We start from the raw sequence: 16,984 nt of genomic DNA on the forward strand, positions 1-16,984 counted from the left end.
GCTCTTGTGGGGGACCTTCGAGTAGCCTACTCTGAACCCAGTCGAAACGCTTCGATGAATCGTCGAAGAATCGCCAACACTGACTCACACAAAGGAGTGCTGATCATGCTCGGTTCCAACAATGGCCCGGCCTCGTCCCGCCACCGCACCTCGCCGGCGCCGCTGGTGGAAGCGGCATCCGGCTTCAACCGCCGCTCGTTCCTCGGCATGCTCGGTGGCGCGGTATTCCTCGCGGCGGCCCCGGTGACACTCACCGCATGTGCCGGGGGATCCGCTCCCCAGGCCACCACTGCGGGCGGGTTGACGGAGACCCTGGCAAAGATCGTGCCCACCTACAAGCCGCTCGAGCTGGTGAAGCCCGACATCGCCTCGGTCAGCGGGTCCACCCCCGGTTTCACCTCCATCCCCTCGCTCGTGAAGTCGGTCACCGGAACACCGGGCAGCGGTGGCACCTACACGGCCATGACCCCCGCCTGGTGGGCCGTGCCGCCGGGACTGCCCAGGAACACCTACTACTCGACGGTCAACGAGCAGCTCGGCGCGACCATCAACTTCCAGGTCAATGACGGCAACGCCTACGCGGACAAGGTCCAGACGGTGCTGGCGTCACCGAAGGACGTGCCGGACTGGATGGTCATCCCCGGATGGAACCTCCCGCCACGCTTCGATCAGGCCGCCGCCGGGATCTTCCAGGACCTCTCCGAATACATCGCCGGCGACAAGGTGCTCAAGTACCCGAACCTCGCGAACATCCCCACGGCGGCGTGGAAGATGGGCTGCTTCGGAGGAGGGCTCTACGGCCTCCCGTACCCGGGCGCCCTCATCTCCGACGCGATCTTCTACCGCGCGGACATCTTCGAGGAACTCGGAGTCGAGCCGCCCACGTCGGCCGACGAGTACCGCGCGGTGGCCAAGGAACTCACGGACGAGTCCAAGAACCGGTGGGGTTCGGAGGACGTCTGGAACGGTGCGCAGATCATGCACGGCGTCGTGCCCAAGTGGAAAGAGGTGGACGGCGAGCTGAAGCACCGGTTCGAGACGGACGAGTACAGGGCTGCTCTCGAATGGACGGCGAAGCTGTTCGCCGATGGCTCCGTCCACCCCGACGCCGTCGCCGGCAACGCCCAGCAGGCCAAGCCGCGGTTCGAATCGGGTGCCACACTCATGACGACGGACGGGACAGGCTCCTGGCACGAGGCGCTGGCGCGGACCCTGCCTTCGAACCCGAGCTTCAACATGCAGCCCCTCGACTACTTCGCCCCGGACGGCGGCGCGCCGACCCTCTTCCGGGCCCAGCCTGCCGCGATCTTCAGCTTCATCAAGAAGACCAGCCCCGAGAAGGTGGAGGAGATGCTGGCCCTTGCGAACTTCATGGCCGCACCCTTCGGGACGGAGGAGAACGCGCTGATCGTCAACGGGGTCGAGGGAGTGCACTACTCGCGTGATGCACAGGGCGTTCCCAGCGCAACGGCGAAGGGGTCGGAGGAGGTCACCAGTACCTACGCGTTCCTGGTCAGCGGCCCGATCGTCAACTCCATGGTCCAGTACCCCGGCCTGGTGCAGGCGCAGTCCGAGTGGGAGGCGCGGCAGGCACCCAACGTGGTCGAGGACGCCTTCTTCGGGATGCAGATCCAGGAGCCCTCCAAGTTCGCGTCACTGGGAACACCCTTCGACGACCTCGCCAAGGACATCATCCGGGGCCGCAGGAGCATGAACGACCTCGACGCCGAGATCTCCTCCTGGAAGAGCAAGGGCGGCGACGAACTGAGGGACTTCTACGCCGAGTTCCTGGTCTAGGGGATACGGGCATGGCCACCGGGATCGAACGCAAGCACATCGCACCACGAGAGGGCGCCGGCTCCCTCGCCACGGCGCCGAAAGGAGGAGATCGGCCGCCGGGATCATCGCCGGCTCCCGGCCGACCGGCGTCGAACGCCGTACCGGCAGCACCGAGGCCCCGAGCCAACCGGCGGCTGCGCTTCAGGCGTGACCGGTCGCTCGTCCTCATGGCCCTGCCGGCCGTGGTCCTCCTCGCCGTCTTCGCCTACGTGCCGATGCTCGGAAACGTGGTGGCGTTCCAGGACTATTCGCCCTACGTGGGCATCTCCAACAGCCCGTTCGTGGGGTTCGAGAACTTCTCACGGGTCCTGGCAGACCCGGACTTCTGGCACGCGGTGCGGAACACGCTGATCATCACGGCGTTCCAACTGGTGTTCTTCTTCCCGATCCCCATCGCCCTGGCCATGCTGCTGAACTCCCTCGTCAGTTCCCGCCTGCGGTCAGCGGTCCAGGCAGTGGTCTATCTGCCGCACTTCTTCTCCTGGGTCCTGGTGGTGTCGATCTTCCAGCAGATCTTCGGAGGGGCAGGATTGCTCAACCAGTCGCTCCGCGCGAACGGCTGGCAGGCGGTGGACATCATGACCAATCCGGATACGTTCCTGTTCCTGCTGACGTCCCAGGCCGTCTGGAAGGACGCGGGCTGGGGCATCATCGTCTTCCTCGCGGCCCTCAGCGCCATCGACCCCGCCCAGTACGAAGCAGCCGCGGTCGACGGCGCAGGACGCTGGAAGCGCATGTGGCACGTCACCCTCCCCGGACTCCGCAGCGTGATCGTGCTCCTGCTGATCCTGCGGCTGGGCGATTCGCTGACCGTCGGTTTCGAGCAGATGATCCTTCAACGGGACGCGGTGGGCGTGGAGGCCTCGGAGGTGCTCGACACCTTCGTGTACTACACGGGCGTCCAGAACGGTGACTGGAGCTACGGGGCCGCGGCCGGACTCATCAAGGGACTGGTGAGCCTTGCCCTGATCCTCGCGGCCAACAAGATCGCACACATCTTCGGAGAGAGCGGGGTGTACTCCAAATGAGCAGTCTCATCAGCAGGGTGCGGGCAAGCAGCACGGCGAACCTCCGGCCCAGGCGTCCGGCGGAGGGGCGTCCCGTCTGGGACGAGGAGCTCGGACCTCTCGGCAAGCTCGGCAAGATCATCATCCTCGCGGTCGTCGTCCTGGCAGTCCTCGGGCCGCTCTACACCATCGTCCTCACGAGCATCTCCTCGCAGGCGACCATCACACGCGCCGGGGGGCTCGTCCTGATCCCCGGCGAGATCTCCTTCGCCGCCTACCAGCAGATCCTCAACGGCGGCGTCGTCACGCGGGCGGTCCTGGTGAGCGTGGGGGTCACGGCGACCGGCACGGCCATCAGCATGGTGGTCTCCATCCTCTGTGCCTACGGATTGTCCCGGCCGGGGTCCTTCGCCCACACACCCATCCTCTTCACGCTGCTCATCACCATGTTCTTCAGCGCAGGCATCATCCCGGCCTACCTCCTGGTCTCCGGACTGGGGCTGATCAACTCCTACTGGGCGCTCATCCTGCCCAGCAGCATCTCGGTGTTCAACATCATCATCCTGCGCGGTTTCTTCATGGGGATCGACAGGGGGATCCTGGACAGCGCGAGGATCGACGGCGCGAGCGAGTGGCGCACGCTGACCCAGATCGTGCTGCCCATGTCCAAGGCCGTCACGGCCGTGATCGCGCTGTTCTACGGAGTGGGATATTGGAACGCATTCTTCAACGCGGTCCTCTACATCAACGACAGTTCGAAGAATCCCCTGCAGGTGGTCCTGCGGTCCTACGTGCTCCAGGGGGTCTCGGTACCGGGACAGATGGATGTCGGCACGGGAGCCGCGGCCGGACCGGCACTGCAGATGGCCGTGATCGTCCTGGCGACCATCCCCATCCTGATCGTCTACCCGTTCGTCCAGAAGCACTTCACCAAAGGCGTGATGATCGGTGCGGTCAAGGGATGATCACCCTGCCCCCGGTCCAGCGATCAAACCCGTCCGTTGCTCGCCGAGGTCGTGTCCCCCTGCGTCAGGGTGGGGGCGATGAGACGGAGTTCGGCAGGTTTGGCCAGGGTCAACCGGTCGATCACCATCTCGACGGCGGCGCGGCCGATATCCATGGCGGGAATGGCGACCACGGTCCATGGACGGACAGCTGCCGTAGCCACGTCCTCCGGCGCGATGACCACGACGGAGACGTCCTCCGGAACCGAGAGGCCCCGCTCCGCGAGGTTCTCGCGCAGGATGGGCAGCAGTCCCTCGTTGTGGACAAGGAGGGCGCTGATCGTTTCAGGGCCGGAGAACACGGTGTCCAGCGCCTCGACCAGATCCTTGGAATTCGCCTCACAGGCCACTGCGACGTGGCCGATCCCGAGCGACCGGCACGCCTCCTGGAATCCGCTCAGGGCGCGGTCCGCGTAGGTCGCGTGGCGTCGCAGCGATGCCGGGGGAGAACCGATGAAGGCGATACCGCGATGCCCCAGATCTGCCAGATGGCGGACCGCGGTGCGGGAGGCGCCGGCGAAGTCGAAGTCGACGCAGCTGAGGCCCCGCGGATCATCGGGCATGCCGATGAGCACCGCGGGCTTGTCCAGCGTGGCCAGGACGGCGATGCGGGGGTCCCGGGCCTCGATGTCCATCATGAGGAGGCCGTCCACCATGGACTGCGACGTCACCCGCTTGATACCGCCCGCATCGTCCTGCGTGAGGAGCAGGACGTCCTTGTTGAACGTGCGGGCGGTGGTGACCACGGCCGTGACGAACTGCATCACCACACCGACGTTGACGTCCGCGCGCAGCGGCACCACGAGACCCAGGACATCGGACCGGCTGGACGCGAGGGCGCGGGCGCTGGACCTGGGGCTGTACTTCAGGCGGAGCATCGCCGCTTCGACTACATCGCGGGTTTCTTTCGATATCGGGCGGTTCCCGCTCATCACATAGGACACCGTACTCGTCGAAACCCCGGCCTCCCGGGCCACATCCACGATCGTGGCCGCCGTTGAAGCCTTTCGATTATTCATACCGACTATTGAATCACCGACTATTGAATCAAGGATTCCCATGCAATCTCGCAGCCACGGCATGAACGCGGTAACCGAGCGGACCGGGCTGCTGTTCGGTGCCGACTACAACCCGGAACAGTGGCCGGAGGAGAGCTGGCCGGAGGACATCCGGCTGATGCAGCAGGCGGGAATCAATGTCGTGACCCTCGGTGTGTTCAGCTGGGCCCGGCTGCAACCCTCCGAGCACGAATGGGACTTCGGCTGGATGGACCGCGTCATCGCACTCCTGCACGAGGGGGGTATCAGGGTCTGCCTGGCGACACCGACAGCATCCCCGCCGCCCTGGCTGGGCCACCGTCACCCGGATACGCTGCCGACCGACGCGTCGGGGACGACACTCTGGTACGGATCCCGTAACCAGTTCTCGCCGTCGTCGGCCGTCTATCGAAGCGCGGCCGGGCGGGTCGTCTCGGAACTGGCGAAGCGCTACGGCGGCCACCCCGCCGTCGTGCTGTGGCACGTCGGCAACGAACTGGGACAGATCAGCTACGACGACGAGACGGCCCGTACCTTCCGCACCTGGCTCCTGCAGCGCTACGGGTCGCTCGAGAAGCTGAACACGGCGTGGGGCACCACGTTCTGGAGCCAGGGGTACAGCAGCTGGGAGGAGATCCTCCCGCCGCGGACGGCCCCGTACCTGCACAATCCGACGCAGGTGCTCGACTTCAAGCGCTTCGTCTCGAGCGCACTGCTCGAGCTCTACACGGCCGAGCGGGACATCATCCGGCAGTATTCGCCGGATGTCCCGGTGACGACCAACCTGATGGGCTTCTTCCGCGGTGCGGACTATTTCAGCTTCGCAGGCGAGACGGACCTGATCGGCAACAACTGGTACACGGACCCGGCGGAGCCCGAGAGCTGGAGACTGGGCGCCCTCACCCACGACCTGTGCCGCGGTCTGGCCGAAGGACGGCCCTGGCTGCTGATGGAATCCGCTACCTCCGCCGTGAACTGGCGACCGCACAACAGCGCCAAGGAGCCGGGAGCGCTGATGGTGGACTCGCTGTCCGCCATCGCCCGCGGATCCGACGGCATCTGCTTCTTCCAGTTCCGTCAGTCCGCCTTCGGTGCCGAGCGCTTCCACTCGGCCGTGGTGCCGCTGGCAGGGGAGGACACCCGGGTGTTCCGCGAGGTCGCGGCCCTCGGAGCCCGCCTGCAGGACCTGCGGCTTGTTGCCGGTTCTGCAGCTCCGTCCCGGATAGCCGTGCTGTTCGACTGGGACAGCTGGTGGGCGGCCGAGGCCCCCGACGTCCCGAGCGACAGGCTCGGCGTGCTGGAGCAACTGCAGGCCTACTACCGGCCGCTCCTGCGGCGGGGGCTCTCGGTGGAGGTGGTCCATCCAGGCGCAGCCCTTGACCGCTTCGACCTGGTGCTCGTCCCGAGCCTCTTCCTCCTCCGCGAGGACCACGCCGAAGCGCTGGCCCACCGGGTGCACCAGGGTGGCACCGCCGTCGTCGGGCCCTTCAGCGGGGTCGCGGACGCCCAGGGGCATCTGCGGCAGGGACGGTTCCCCTCGGTGCTGGCCGCCGTGGTGGGGGTCAGCGGCGAGGAGTGGCGCCCCCTGGCGGCCGAGGTCGGCCTCGAGGTGACGGATTTCGACCCTGCAGGCCGCGCTGACCAAACAGGACCGGCCGAACGATACGCGGCCTCCGCCTGGTCCGAGGATCTCCGGCTCCACGGCCCGAGCGCCACAGCGGTGGCGACCTTCGCTTCCGGCGCCCTCGCGGGAAAGCCCGCCGCGGTGCGCAACAGCCACGGGAAAGGCACGGCCTGGTACATCGGCTGCGATGCGCCTCCTGCACTCCTGAGCCGCATCGTGGGCGCCGCGGTGGCGGACGCCGGACTGAGCTCGCCGGTGGCGGGCGAACTGCCCGACGACGTCGAGCTCGCCACCCGGGGCGGCTACCACTTCCTGCTCAACCACAGCCCCGAGCCGCGGGCCGTGACCCTCACCGGGCCGTCCGTGGACCTGCTCGGCGGAGACGCCCACGGAACCGAACTGACCCTGAAACCCTATGACGCCCTGGTCCTGAAAAGCAGCGCCGACCACGCCGAGAACGGAAACTGAGACTCCATGAAATTCACCGATGGCTACTGGCTGTACCGCAAGGGCTTCTCCGCGCTTCATCCCCGCGATGTGTCCGAGGTGGTGGTGGACGACACGACCATGACCGTGTACGCACCGACCAAACGCATCGCCTCCCGTGGCGACGCGCTCAATCTTCCCCAGTTGACGGTCACCTTCGATGCCCCGATGCCCGACGTCATCAGCGTCACCATCGAGCACTTCCAGGGCCGTCTCGACAACGGACCGCATTTCGAGGTGAACCGGACGATCTCAGCACCTCAATTCGACAGGGACGAGGGCACCGCCAGCATCACCTCGGGAAACCTGACAGCGCGGGTCAGCACCTCGGGGGACTGGGGGGTCGATTTCCTCGGGGACGGCGTGCTCCTGACCAGCTCCACCCCACGGAGCGTCGGCGTCATCACGGACGACGCCGGGCGGACGTTCGTGCACGAGCAACTGAGCCTCGGCGTGGGGACCAACATCTACGGTCTGGGCGAGCGCTTCGGCGCATTCGTCAAGAACGGGCAGTCGGTCGATATCTGGAACGAGGACGGCGGCACGTCCAGCGACCTCGCCTACAAGAACGTCCCGTTCTTCATCACGAACGACGGGTACGGGGTGTTCGTCAACCACCCGGACAAGGTGTCCTTCGAGGTGGGCTCCGAAGTCGTCTCCCGCACGCAGTTCAGCGTGGAGGGCGAGCGGCTGCAGTACTTCGTCATCCACGGCCCCTCACCCAAGGACATCATCCGCCGCTACACGGAGCTGACGGGCAGGCCGTCACGGATCCCGGCCTGGTCCTATGGCCTGTGGCTCTCCACCTCCTTCACCACCGACTACGACGAGAAGACCGTCAACTCCTTCATCGATGGCATGGAGGAGCGGAAGCTCCCGCTGTCCGTCTTCCACTTCGACTGCCACTGGATGAGGTCCTTCCACTGGAGCGACTTCATCTGGGACCCCGCTACCTTCCCGGACCCGGAGGGCATGCTCGCCCGGCTCCATGATCGCGGCCTCAAGGTCTGCGTCTGGATCAACCCGTACATAGCGCAGCGCTCGCACCTGTTCCGGGAGGGTCTCGAGCGGGGATTCCTGGTCAAGCGCGCGGACGGCTCGGTCTGGCAGTGGGACATGTGGCAGGCCGGCATGGGGCTGGTGGACTTCACCAACCCCGAAGCCGTGCTCTGGTACCAGGAGAAGCTGCGCGGCCTGCTGGGGCAGGGCGTCGATTCCTTCAAGACCGATTTCGGCGAGCGGATCCCCACCGACGTCGTCTGGCACGACGGGTCCGATCCGGCCAGGATGCACAACTACTATTCGCAGTTGTACAACAGGTCCGTGTTCGACCTGCTGTCCAAGGAACTGGGCGAGGGTGAGGCAGTGGTCTTCGCCCGTTCTGCCACGGCCGGCGGTCAGACCATGCCGGTCCACTGGGGCGGCGACTGCGAGTCCACCTTCGCGGCGATGGCCGAATCGCTGCGCGGCGGATTGTCCCTGGCCTCGTCGGGCTTCTCCTTCTGGAGCCACGACATCGGCGGCTTCGAAGGCACCCCGGAGCCGGACATCTTCAAACGCTGGATCGCTTTCGGGCTGCTGTCCTCGCATTCGAGGCTGCACGGCTCCAACTCGTACCGCGTCCCCTGGCTCGTGGACGAGGAGTCCGTGGACGTCCTCCGCCATTTCACGGAGCAGAAGATGCGGCTGATGCCCTACCTGCAGATGGCGGCCGAGGAGGCCTACGCGGAGGGCATCCCCCTGATGCGTCCACTGTTCATGGAGTTCCCCGAGGACCCGGGCTGCGCGCACCTGGACCGGCAGTACATGCTGGGCCCCGACCTCCTGGTGGCGCCCGTCATGGACCCCTCGGGATCCGTCTCCTTCTATCTGCCCGAGGGCAGCTGGACCCATCTGGAGACCGGGGAGAAACTCGCCGGCCCGCGCTGGCACCGCAAGGAGTACTCCTTCATGCAGGCGGCGACCTGGGTCAGGGAGGGGGCGGTGCTGCCCATCGGCACAGTATCCGACCGCCCGACCTACGATTGGGCGCGGGACATGCGGTTCCAGGCCTTCGAGGCGGCAGAGGGAACCCGCCGCATGGCCGTGCCCTCGCCGGATGGTTCCACCACCGTGTTCGACGTGGCGATCAGCGGCGGCCACGTCTCCGCCGTCGTGGTCGAGCCGACCGAAGGAGAGCGGCCGTGAGGCTCGAAGGCTGGCACATCGTCATCATCATCGTCCTGGCGATCGTCCTCTTCGGTGCTCGGAGACTGCCGGGTATGGCGCGCAGCGTTGGACAGTCGCTACGGATCTTCAGGTCCGAGGTGAAGCAGATGAAGGAGGAGAACGGCACGCCCGACGCCGGAGCGGACCCGGCAACGGATCCGGGGGTCGCGAGCCCTGCACCCCAGGCGCACCCTCCCTATCCCGCGCCGGCGCAGCGGGGTGATACCAGCCCGACCGGCCAGTAGCATCGGAGGGTGAAACCGTTCCTCCTGCTGGGTACCCGTGCCGAGAACTACGCGGCGGACGCCGAATACCGCAGCTTCCTGCGCTTCGGCGGGCTCGCCGAGGGCGAGCTGCGCCGGATCCGCGTGGAGGCGGAGCCCCTGCCCGAGCTGGACCTCGCGGACTACTCCGGCATCTTCCTCGGCGGGAGCCCCTTCAACTCCTCGGATCCGCAGGAGTCGAAGAGCGGGGTCCAGGTGCGGGTGGAGCAGGAGCTCGGTCTGCTGCTGGATCGGGTGGTCGCGGAGGACTACCCGTTCCTCGGTGCGTGCTACGGCGTCGGCACCCTGGGCCGGCACCAGGGAGCCGTCATCGACACCACCTATGCCGAGTCGGTGGGCACCGTCGAGGTCACGCTGACTGCGGACGGTACCGCCGACCCGCTGCTCGCCGGGCTGCCGTCGTCGTTCGCGGCGTACGTGGGGCACAAGGAGGCATGTGCCACGTTGCCGGCGTCGGCTGTGCTGCTGGCATCGTCGGTCACGTGCCCGGTGCAGATGTTCCGGGTGGGGCGGAATGTGTACGCCACGCAGTTCCATCCCGAGCTCGACGTCGAGGCACTCGTGGGCCGCATCGACACCTACCGTCACGCCGGCTACTTCCCGCCCGAGGAGGCCGACGAGTACATGGCGCGCGCGCGTGCCACCGTCGTGGACCGGCCGGAGCTCATCCTGCGGGCGTTCGTCACCAGGTACGCGAGGGACTGACGCGGGGCGGCGCCCCCGCTCGTTCCGCCTGCGCTGATCCCGCCTGTGCTGATCCTGCCGCAAACCTGAGGGTCATCCGGCACCCCGCCGTCCTACGATCGTGGAGTGGGGGATCAACGATGACGACGACTGCAGCCCGAGCGCGCCAGGCGCAGCAGGAGAAGGAGCTGAAGGCGCTGCAGACTCTTCAGGCGGCGGAGCACGCCGAACAGCTGCGGGCCGAGCTGACCCGGGCGCGGATCGACCTCGAATTCTTCGAACGCGGGGCCGCACGGAGTACGCGGCAGTGCGCATCGTCTCCTGCTCCCGATGTACGCCGCGGTAGGGCCCGTCGGAGTGGCGAGCGGACGCGGGGCGTCGCCGTCGGCCTGTGGTTCGTCGCGTTCTACCTGCTGCTCGTCGCCCTGGCCAACGGGACCCCGGCGGATGCGGTCACAGCAACGTCCAGCGGCTCCACCCAGCAGTCCGCATCGTTCGTCGAGGTCGACGCCGGCGTCCTGTAGGTGCCTGTCGTGCGTCGGTGGTGCGCTGTACTGTTCGAGGAACAGGCCCAGGTCGACACGGAAAGAGGTAGCTGCCATCGGTTCCAGCACCAGCACCAGTCCGGCGGCCCGCACGGTCCCCGTCGTCCCCGCCGCAGGCGAGAAACATCATCACCAGGTACTCATCATCGGTGGCGGCAATGCAGGCGTGTCCCTTGCGGCACGCCTCCGCCGGTACCGGGTGAAGGACATCGCGGTGATCGAGCCGCGGAGCCGGCACCTGTACCAGCCGCTGTTCTCCCACATCGCCGGAGGAACGGCCGACGCCCTCGAGGCCGTGCGGCTGCAGTCCGCGGTGATGCCCAAGGGGGTCACCTGGATCCAGGACAAGGCCACCGATGTCAGCACGGATTCCCGGACGGTGCTGCTCGAGTCGGGCTCGGCCGTCACGTACGACCACCTCGTCGTCTGCCCCGGCATCCAGAACGACTGGACGGCCATCCCCGGGCTCAAGGAGGCGATGGAAGGGCCGCACGGCGCCTCGAACTACGAGTACGAGCTCGCACCGAAGGCCTGGAAGCTCTTCAGGGACCTGACCCACGGCACCGTCGTCTTCACGCAGCCGCCGGGACCCGCATCGTGCGACGGTGCCGCTCAGAAACCCATGTACCTCGCGTGCGACCACTGGCAGCGCCAGGGCGTCCTGAAGGACATCCGGGTGGTCCTCGCCGTGTCCACGCCGACGATCTTCGGCATGGAGCTGATCGACGAGGAACTGGGCCGGAAGATCGACGAGTACGGGATCGAGGTCCGGTACAGCACCGAGCTCGCATCCGTGGACCCCGAGGGCCGCACGGTGGACCTGAAGAACAGCGTCATCGGCGCGTCCGAGACGCTCGGCTACGACGTCCTCCACGCGGTGCCGCCCCAGTCGGCACCGGAGTGGCTGAAGACCACGGAGCTGCCGGCGGCCGGCAACCCCGGAGGCTTCGTCGAGGTGGACCCAGTCATCCTGCGGCACACGCGCTTCCCCACCATCTGGTCGCTCGGCGATGCGGCGTCGACCCTCAACTCGAAGTCGGGCGCCGCCCTGCGGATGCAGACGAAGGTGCTCGCGAAGAACCTGAAAGCCGTGCTGAAGGGGAAGAAGCCCACCGCCGAGTACAACCACTACTCGGCGTGCCCCTTCGTGGTCAGCCGGAACACCGTCGTGTTCTCGGAGTTCGACGACAAGTACTCACCCATGCCCACCGTGCCGGGCTGGAACAACCTCGCGAAGGAGCGGCGCCTCACCTTCGTCGCCGAGCGTGTCATCCTCCCGAAGGTCTACTGGAACCTGATCCTCCGCGGCAGGGCGTAGGACTGCAGGGATGCAGCCGGATCCGCAGGCGCGGACCGATCACCCGCCGAGCTGGAACAGCGAGTCCTCGACGGCCTGCGTGATCTCGTGGATCAGCTCCGTCTGCTCGGCCTCGTCGCCGTCACCCACAGCCTCCGTGTAGATCACCAACGCCACGGTGGTGCCCTGATAGGTCAGGAGGGCGGCGTCGTGGAGGTCGTCCTCCACCTGCCCGTACTTGTGCTGCACCGTGATGTCGGGGTGCGAACCGGCCGGGATGAGGGTCTCGTCATTGGTGTCCTGCATGTAGCTGAGGAGTTCGGCGGTGTCTGCCTCGTCGAGCAGTTCCCCCGCCGAGAGGTCGCGCAGCACGAGAGCCATGTCCGCGGCGGTGAGGAGGTTCTCCTCCGGTTCGTAGTCGATCCCCAGGGACGCGGCGTACGCGGTGAGCTGCGGGTATCCCACCGCGTCCATGAGCAGGAGCCAGGCGTCATTGCTGCTGTTGTTGACCATGGCCTCGAGCTGGAAGGCGGCGTCGTAGTCGCCCAGCGCGTCATCGAGGCTCGCTTCTCCCTGCTCCACCAGACGGTAGAACGCAGCCGCGGTGATGATCTTGGCCGTGCTCGCGGCGAAGAACCGGTCCTCGTCCCCGAACGTCCGGGCGACACCACCAGGCACGTCGGAGAGCGCAACCCCCACCCGGTAGTCCCCGGCGTCGTCGAGGATGGCGGTGATCGCCTCCTCGAGGGATGCCGGTGCCGCCGCGACGGGAGCGGTCGGAAGGGTCCCGGGCCCGTCGGAGCCGAGAGGCGCATCGACCGCCGACCGGGGGACGACGACGGCGACCAGGGCTGCGAGCAGAAGAACAGCGGTGATCCACAGGGTCCTCATGCGGCGTACGCGGCGTGAGGGCCGGCGGCGCGCAGGAGGCTGCTTCCGCGAGTCGACAGTGCCGGTCATCCCTGCCGGCCTCCTTCCCGCACGCTGCTGAGTGATTGTGCCGACCTCCGGACCTGCCACCGGGTGGCCGGCCGAGACCGCCCTCCACAGCCTAGTGAATGCGCGGTGGCGCGGCCCGCCGACGCGGCGACAACCGGGCACGGAGCTTCACTGACCGTTCATTCTCCGTGCCGTACCGCCCCAGCAGTACCTTCCAGCGCGCCGTCGTCCTCTTGTCGCTGCCGCCGGACGGGTCTACACTCAGTTAATCAACCGAATGGTTTATCAACGAGGAGGTGGATCATGCGGGACGACGATCTCGATGCCGCCTTTTCTGCGCTCGCCGATCCGGCACGCAGGGCCATCGTCGCGCGGCTGTCGCGCAGCTCGGCCACCGTGAACGAACTGGCGAAACCCTTCACCATCACCAAGCAGGCCGTCTCGAAGCACATCCAGGTGCTCGAACAGGCCGGACTCATCACGCGTACCCGGGACGGGCAGCGCCGTCCCTGTCACCTCGACCCCGCCGCCCTCGAGGCACTGACCGGCTGGATCGACACCTACCGCCTCGAGGCCGAGCGGCAGTACCGCAGGCTCGACGGCGTCCTCGCAACCCTGAAGGACCAGCACAGCAAGGATCAGCCATGAGCAATCCCACCACCATCACAGCCGAACCCGGCCAGCCGTACGTGGACATCGTCCGGGAGTTCGACGCCCCCCGTGACCTGGTGTTTCGTGCCTTCACGGAACCGGACCTCGTCCGCCAGTGGCTCGGACCCCACCGCATCACCACGGAGATCCGTGAGTTCTCTGCCGTCACCGGCGGCGCCTACTCCTACGTCCACCGCGACGACGAGGGCGGAGCCTACGGATTCCGTGGCATCTTCCACACCGTGATCGCACCCGAGCGGATCATCCAGACCTTCGAGTTCGACGGCGCACCCCACCAGGTGAGCCTCGAGAGCATGACGTTCGAGGATCTGGGCGGCGGTCGGACGAGGTGTTCGGGCCGGTCGGTGTTCCTCACCGGCGAGACCCGCGACGCGATGATCGGCAGCGGCATGGAGGTCGGCGTCAGCGAAGGCTACGAACGCCTCGACTCGGTCCTGACGTCACTCTCCGTAGCGAGCTGACGCCGCCGTCCACGACCCGGCATGAGTCCCGGATGCGGACGCATGCCGGGGACCGGACCCTTGTCCGGCCCGGGGCCGCACCGTAGCATCCGGTCATGGAGATCATCGAGTACCACCCGCGGCGTGACCAACTCGTGTACACCTTCGGCGGCAGCGCCCCCGTGCTGACCGTCCGGCCCGGTACGGCGCTCCGGCTCTGGTCCGAGGACGCCTTCAACAACGCGCTCACCTCGGTGGACGACGTCTCCGGGGAGAAGGTCGACCTCGCCTTCGTCAATCCGCAGACCGGACCGTTCTACGTGGAGGGTGCCGAGCCCGGCGACACCCTCGCACTCCACGTCGTCGACCTCACGCCGGCCCGCTCCTACGGGGCTTCGGCCACCATCCCTTTCTTCGGCGGGCTCACCAGTACCGATCGCACCGCCACCCTGCAGGAACCACTGCCGGACATCACCTGGATCTACCACGTCGACACCGAGCGGCGGACCGTCGGATTCCAGTCGAGACTCGGTGACTTCGAGGTCGCACTGCCGCTCGAGCCGATGCTCGGCACCATCGGCGTCGCGCCTCCCGGAGGTGAGGTCCGCTCGGCTCTCGTCCCCGAACGGTTCGGCGGCAACATGGACGCACCGGATGTGAAGCCCGGTACCACCGTGTACCTCGGGGTCAACGTCGAGGGCGCGCTGTTCTCCATCGGCGACGGCCACTACCGCCAGGGCGAGGGCGAGGCCTGCGGCACCGCCGTCGAGGGTGCCATGCACTCGACCATCATCGTCGAACTCATCAAGGGTGGCGCTCCGGGCTGGCCGCGGCTCGAGACCGACTACCACTGGATGGCCGTCGGCTCCTCGCGCCCCATGGAGGATTCGTGGCGCATCGGGCAGCTGGAGATGGTCCGTTGGTTCAGCGATCTCTTCGGGCTGCACCAGCTCGATGCCTACCAGCTCCTCACACAGACAGCCCTTGCACCGATAGCGAACGCCGTCGACGCCAACTACAGCGTCATCGTGAAGGCACCCAAGGCACTCTTCCCCGCCGTCGATGCCTACGGCGGACTCCATGCGCACCTCCGACGGCAGGCCGCGGAACTGCGCTGAGTCGAACCGGCCGCGTCCCGACCGCGGATCATGTGCCCGGACCTCCACCTTTCGACCTGACGATCCCCCCCCCCCCGAAACAACCCGCCCCCGACCGAAGGACATCGATGGACCTGTACCTCAGCGGCTCGACCGCACTCGTCACCGGCGGAACGAAGGGCATCGGCCGCGCGATCGTCGAGTCCTTCGCCGCCGAGGGCGCGAACGTCGCCTTCTGTGCCCGTCACGCCGACGATGTCGAGGTGACGGAGGCAGCACTCGCCACCTCGTCCGGCCGCGTCAAGGGGTACGTGCTCGACGTCGGCGACGGCCCGGCGGTGAGCGCATGGGTCGAAGCCGTGGCTGCGGACTTCGGCGGGATCGACGCCGTCGTGAGCAACGTCAGCGCCCTCGCGATCGCGGATACCGCGGAGAACTGGGAGGCGAGCCTGCGGGTGGACCTGCTCGGCACGGTGGGCCTCGTCAAGGCGTCACTGCCACACCTCGAACGCAGCAGGATCCCGTCGATCACCGCGATCTCGAGCGTCTCCGGCCGGGAGGTGGACTTCGCGTCCGGCCCGTACGGCACCGTGAAGACCGCACTCATCGGGTACATGGCAGGACTGGCCTTCCAGCTCGCCGGGCAGGGAATCCGCGCCAACACCGTCTCGCCGGGCAACACCTACCACGCCGGTGGAGTGTGGGAGGGCATCGAGCAGGGAAACCCGGAACTCTTCGCGACAGCGATGGGGCTCAATCCGACGGGCCGTATGGGCACACCGCAGGAGGTGGCCGACGCCGTCGTGTTTCTCGCCAGTCCCCGCTCCGGCCGCACCACCGGCGCCAACATCCTGATCGACGGCGCCCTCACGCGTGGCATCCAGCTCTAGGACCCTGCGTCCGCGGTGGATCCGCTCCGCGGAACGACGAAGGGCGCCGGATGATCCGGCGCCCTTCGCGTGAATCAGCCGTCGAAGGCTGCTACTTGGACAGGAAGCGGAGGAGGATCTCGTTGACCTCGGCGCCGTGGGTCCACAGCAGGCCGTGCGGTGCGCCCTCGATCTCCACGTATTCGGCGGACGGCAGGCGCTTGGTGAACTCGCGACCGGTCGAGTCGATCGGCAGGATGCGGTCCTCCGTGCCGTGGACGATCAGGGACGGCACGGTCACCTTCTCGACATCGGAGCGGAAGTCGGTCAGCCAGCTGTCGACGACGGCGAAGGACGCGTACCAGGACGACCCCGCGGCGACGTTCCACGCGTTCTGCAGTGCCTCCTCGCTGAGCCGGTTCCCGAGGAAGGCATCGGTGTTGAAGAAGTCCTTGTAGAAGTTGCTGAACCAGGCGTAGCGGTCCTCGATCGCCGCGCTCCGGATGCCGTCGAACACGGTGGAGGGGACGCCCGACGGATTGTCGTCGGTCTGGAGCAGGAAGGGCTCGAGCGAGCCGAGGAACGCGGCCTTGGCGACGCGTGCCTCGCCGTAGGTGCCGATGTAGCGGCCCACCTCGCCGGTGCCCATCGAGAAGCCGACGAGGACGACGTCGTTCAGGTCGAGGGTCTCGAGCACGGTGTTCAGGTCCGCGGCGAAGGTGTCGTAGTCGTAGCCCGTGGTGGGCTTGCTGGACTTGCCGAAGCCGCGGCGGTCGTAGGTGATGACCCGGTAACCGGCGTTCAGGAGAGCGGCCGTCTGCTTCTCCCAGGAGCCGCCGTCGAGGGGATAGCCGTGGATCAGGACGACGGGCTGACCCGTGCCGTGGTCCTCGTGGTAGAGCTCGATGTCCGTGCTGTTCTCGGTGCCGACCTTGATGAAACCCATGATCTG

General features: G+C 67.2%; 16 protein-coding genes. 13 read left to right on the top strand and 3 right to left on the bottom strand.

Features of this window, described 5'->3' with window-relative positions:
- Nucleotides 1-105 precede the first annotated feature (105 nt).
- Genes AC4D2O_RS04060 through AC4D2O_RS04070 form a run of 3 tightly spaced genes read left to right on the top strand, consistent with a single transcriptional unit; the run spans nucleotide 106 to nucleotide 3,811 of the window.
- Entirely contained in the window at nucleotides 106-1,797 is a 1,692-nt protein-coding gene (locus tag AC4D2O_RS04060; protein ID WP_490905322.1) for an extracellular solute-binding protein, read from the top strand.
- 11 nt (nucleotides 1,798-1,808) lie between these two features.
- Complete coding sequence (locus AC4D2O_RS04065; protein WP_490905323.1) at nucleotides 1,809-2,867, top strand: ABC transporter permease; 1,059 nt, start codon at nucleotides 1,809-1,811, stop codon at nucleotides 2,865-2,867.
- Nucleotides 2,864-3,811 carry a carbohydrate ABC transporter permease gene (locus AC4D2O_RS04070; RefSeq protein ID WP_490905324.1) on the top strand — a complete coding sequence of 316 codons (948 nt, stop codon included), beginning with the start codon at nucleotides 2,864-2,866 and terminating at the stop codon, nucleotides 3,809-3,811. The genes AC4D2O_RS04065 and AC4D2O_RS04070 overlap by 4 nt, the downstream gene beginning before the upstream one ends.
- 23 nt (nucleotides 3,812-3,834) lie before the next feature.
- Here the strand turns inward: AC4D2O_RS04070 and AC4D2O_RS04075 are convergent, their stop codons facing one another.
- On the bottom strand, nucleotides 3,835-4,869 hold the full coding sequence (locus AC4D2O_RS04075; RefSeq protein WP_490905325.1) for a LacI family DNA-binding transcriptional regulator: 1,035 nt from the start codon (nucleotides 4,867-4,869) through the stop codon (nucleotides 3,835-3,837).
- A gap of 40 nt (nucleotides 4,870-4,909) precedes the next feature.
- Here AC4D2O_RS04075 and AC4D2O_RS04080 point away from each other — a divergent pair, with 40 nt between their 5' ends.
- From AC4D2O_RS04080 to AC4D2O_RS04105, 6 genes are all read left to right on the top strand, one after another.
- Nucleotides 4,910-6,979 carry a beta-galactosidase gene (locus AC4D2O_RS04080; protein ID WP_490905326.1) on the top strand — a complete coding sequence of 690 codons (2,070 nt, stop codon included), beginning with the start codon at nucleotides 4,910-4,912 and terminating at the stop codon, nucleotides 6,977-6,979.
- A 6-nt stretch (nucleotides 6,980-6,985) separates the two neighbouring features.
- Nucleotides 6,986-9,184 (top strand): alpha-xylosidase, encoded by a 2,199-nt coding sequence (gene yicI, locus AC4D2O_RS04085; RefSeq protein WP_490905327.1) that lies wholly within the window; start codon nucleotides 6,986-6,988, stop codon nucleotides 9,182-9,184.
- The gene (tatA, locus tag AC4D2O_RS04090; protein WP_490905328.1) at nucleotides 9,181-9,450 is read left to right on the top strand and encodes a Sec-independent protein translocase subunit TatA; all 270 of its coding nucleotides are present in this window, start codon (nucleotides 9,181-9,183) and stop codon (nucleotides 9,448-9,450) included. Before yicI ends, tatA begins: the two co-directional genes overlap by 4 nt.
- A gap of 9 nt (nucleotides 9,451-9,459) precedes the next feature.
- Nucleotides 9,460-10,194, top strand: coding sequence for a glutamine amidotransferase (locus tag AC4D2O_RS04095; protein ID WP_490905329.1), 735 nt, complete (start codon nucleotides 9,460-9,462; stop codon nucleotides 10,192-10,194).
- Nucleotides 10,195-10,313: 119 nt separating this feature from the next.
- Nucleotides 10,314-10,697 carry a hypothetical protein gene (locus tag AC4D2O_RS04100; RefSeq protein WP_490905330.1) on the top strand — a complete coding sequence of 128 codons (384 nt, stop codon included), beginning with the start codon at nucleotides 10,314-10,316 and terminating at the stop codon, nucleotides 10,695-10,697.
- A 187-nt stretch (nucleotides 10,698-10,884) separates the two neighbouring features.
- On the top strand, nucleotides 10,885-12,036 hold the full coding sequence (locus AC4D2O_RS04105; protein WP_490905331.1) for an NAD(P)/FAD-dependent oxidoreductase: 1,152 nt from the start codon (nucleotides 10,885-10,887) through the stop codon (nucleotides 12,034-12,036).
- A gap of 39 nt (nucleotides 12,037-12,075) precedes the next feature.
- Here the strand turns inward: AC4D2O_RS04105 and AC4D2O_RS04110 are convergent, their stop codons facing one another.
- Nucleotides 12,076-12,975 (bottom strand): serine hydrolase, encoded by a 900-nt coding sequence (locus AC4D2O_RS04110; protein WP_490905332.1) that lies wholly within the window; start codon nucleotides 12,973-12,975, stop codon nucleotides 12,076-12,078.
- A 282-nt stretch (nucleotides 12,976-13,257) separates the two neighbouring features.
- On the opposite strand from AC4D2O_RS04110, the gene AC4D2O_RS04115 reads away from it, so the two are divergent.
- From AC4D2O_RS04115 to AC4D2O_RS04130, 4 genes are all read left to right on the top strand, one after another.
- The gene (locus tag AC4D2O_RS04115; protein WP_490905333.1) at nucleotides 13,258-13,602 is read left to right on the top strand and encodes an ArsR/SmtB family transcription factor; all 345 of its coding nucleotides are present in this window, start codon (nucleotides 13,258-13,260) and stop codon (nucleotides 13,600-13,602) included.
- On the top strand, nucleotides 13,599-14,087 hold the full coding sequence (locus AC4D2O_RS04120; RefSeq protein WP_490905334.1) for an SRPBCC family protein: 489 nt from the start codon (nucleotides 13,599-13,601) through the stop codon (nucleotides 14,085-14,087). Before AC4D2O_RS04115 ends, AC4D2O_RS04120 begins: the two co-directional genes overlap by 4 nt.
- A gap of 95 nt (nucleotides 14,088-14,182) precedes the next feature.
- Nucleotides 14,183-15,184, top strand: coding sequence for an acetamidase/formamidase family protein (locus AC4D2O_RS04125; RefSeq protein ID WP_490905335.1), 1,002 nt, complete (start codon nucleotides 14,183-14,185; stop codon nucleotides 15,182-15,184).
- Nucleotides 15,185-15,291: 107 nt separating this feature from the next.
- Nucleotides 15,292-16,053: an SDR family NAD(P)-dependent oxidoreductase gene (locus AC4D2O_RS04130; RefSeq protein ID WP_490905336.1), complete on the top strand. Its 762-nt coding sequence runs from the start codon at nucleotides 15,292-15,294 to the stop codon at nucleotides 16,051-16,053.
- A gap of 91 nt (nucleotides 16,054-16,144) precedes the next feature.
- On the opposite strand, the gene AC4D2O_RS04135 is transcribed toward AC4D2O_RS04130, so the two are convergent.
- Nucleotides 16,145-16,978, bottom strand: a complete 834-nt coding sequence (locus AC4D2O_RS04135; RefSeq protein ID WP_490905337.1) for an alpha/beta fold hydrolase — start codon at nucleotides 16,976-16,978, stop codon at nucleotides 16,145-16,147.
- Nucleotides 16,979-16,984 lie beyond the last annotated feature (6 nt).

The sequence above is a fragment of the Arthrobacter sp. TJ-238 genome (assembly GCF_058269215.1).

Bases quoted from the DNA above. Each gene is read 5' to 3' on its own strand.
- AC4D2O_RS04065 (WP_490905323.1), top strand. From the start codon at position 1,809: ATGGCCACCGGGATCGAACGCAAGCACATCGCACCACGAGAGGGCGCC.
- AC4D2O_RS04130 (WP_490905336.1), top strand. From the start codon at position 15,292: ATGGACCTGTACCTCAGCGGCTCGACCGCACTCGTCACCGGCGGAACG.
- AC4D2O_RS04100 (WP_490905330.1), top strand. From the start codon at position 10,314: ATGACGACGACTGCAGCCCGAGCGCGCCAGGCGCAGCAGGAGAAGGAG.
- AC4D2O_RS04080 (WP_490905326.1), top strand. From the start codon at position 4,910: ATGCAATCTCGCAGCCACGGCATGAACGCGGTAACCGAGCGGACCGGG.
- yicI (WP_490905327.1), top strand. From the start codon at position 6,986: ATGAAATTCACCGATGGCTACTGGCTGTACCGCAAGGGCTTCTCCGCG.
- AC4D2O_RS04075 (WP_490905325.1), bottom strand. From the start codon at position 4,869: ATGAATAATCGAAAGGCTTCAACGGCGGCCACGATCGTGGATGTGGCC.
- AC4D2O_RS04125 (WP_490905335.1), top strand. From the start codon at position 14,183: ATGGAGATCATCGAGTACCACCCGCGGCGTGACCAACTCGTGTACACC.
- AC4D2O_RS04120 (WP_490905334.1), top strand. From the start codon at position 13,599: ATGAGCAATCCCACCACCATCACAGCCGAACCCGGCCAGCCGTACGTG.
- AC4D2O_RS04110 (WP_490905332.1), bottom strand. From the start codon at position 12,975: ATGACCGGCACTGTCGACTCGCGGAAGCAGCCTCCTGCGCGCCGCCGG.
- AC4D2O_RS04115 (WP_490905333.1), top strand. From the start codon at position 13,258: ATGCGGGACGACGATCTCGATGCCGCCTTTTCTGCGCTCGCCGATCCG.
- AC4D2O_RS04135 (WP_490905337.1), bottom strand. From the start codon at position 16,978: ATGGGTTTCATCAAGGTCGGCACCGAGAACAGCACGGACATCGAGCTC.
- AC4D2O_RS04060 (WP_490905322.1), top strand. From the start codon at position 106: ATGCTCGGTTCCAACAATGGCCCGGCCTCGTCCCGCCACCGCACCTCG.
- AC4D2O_RS04070 (WP_490905324.1), top strand. From the start codon at position 2,864: ATGAGCAGTCTCATCAGCAGGGTGCGGGCAAGCAGCACGGCGAACCTC.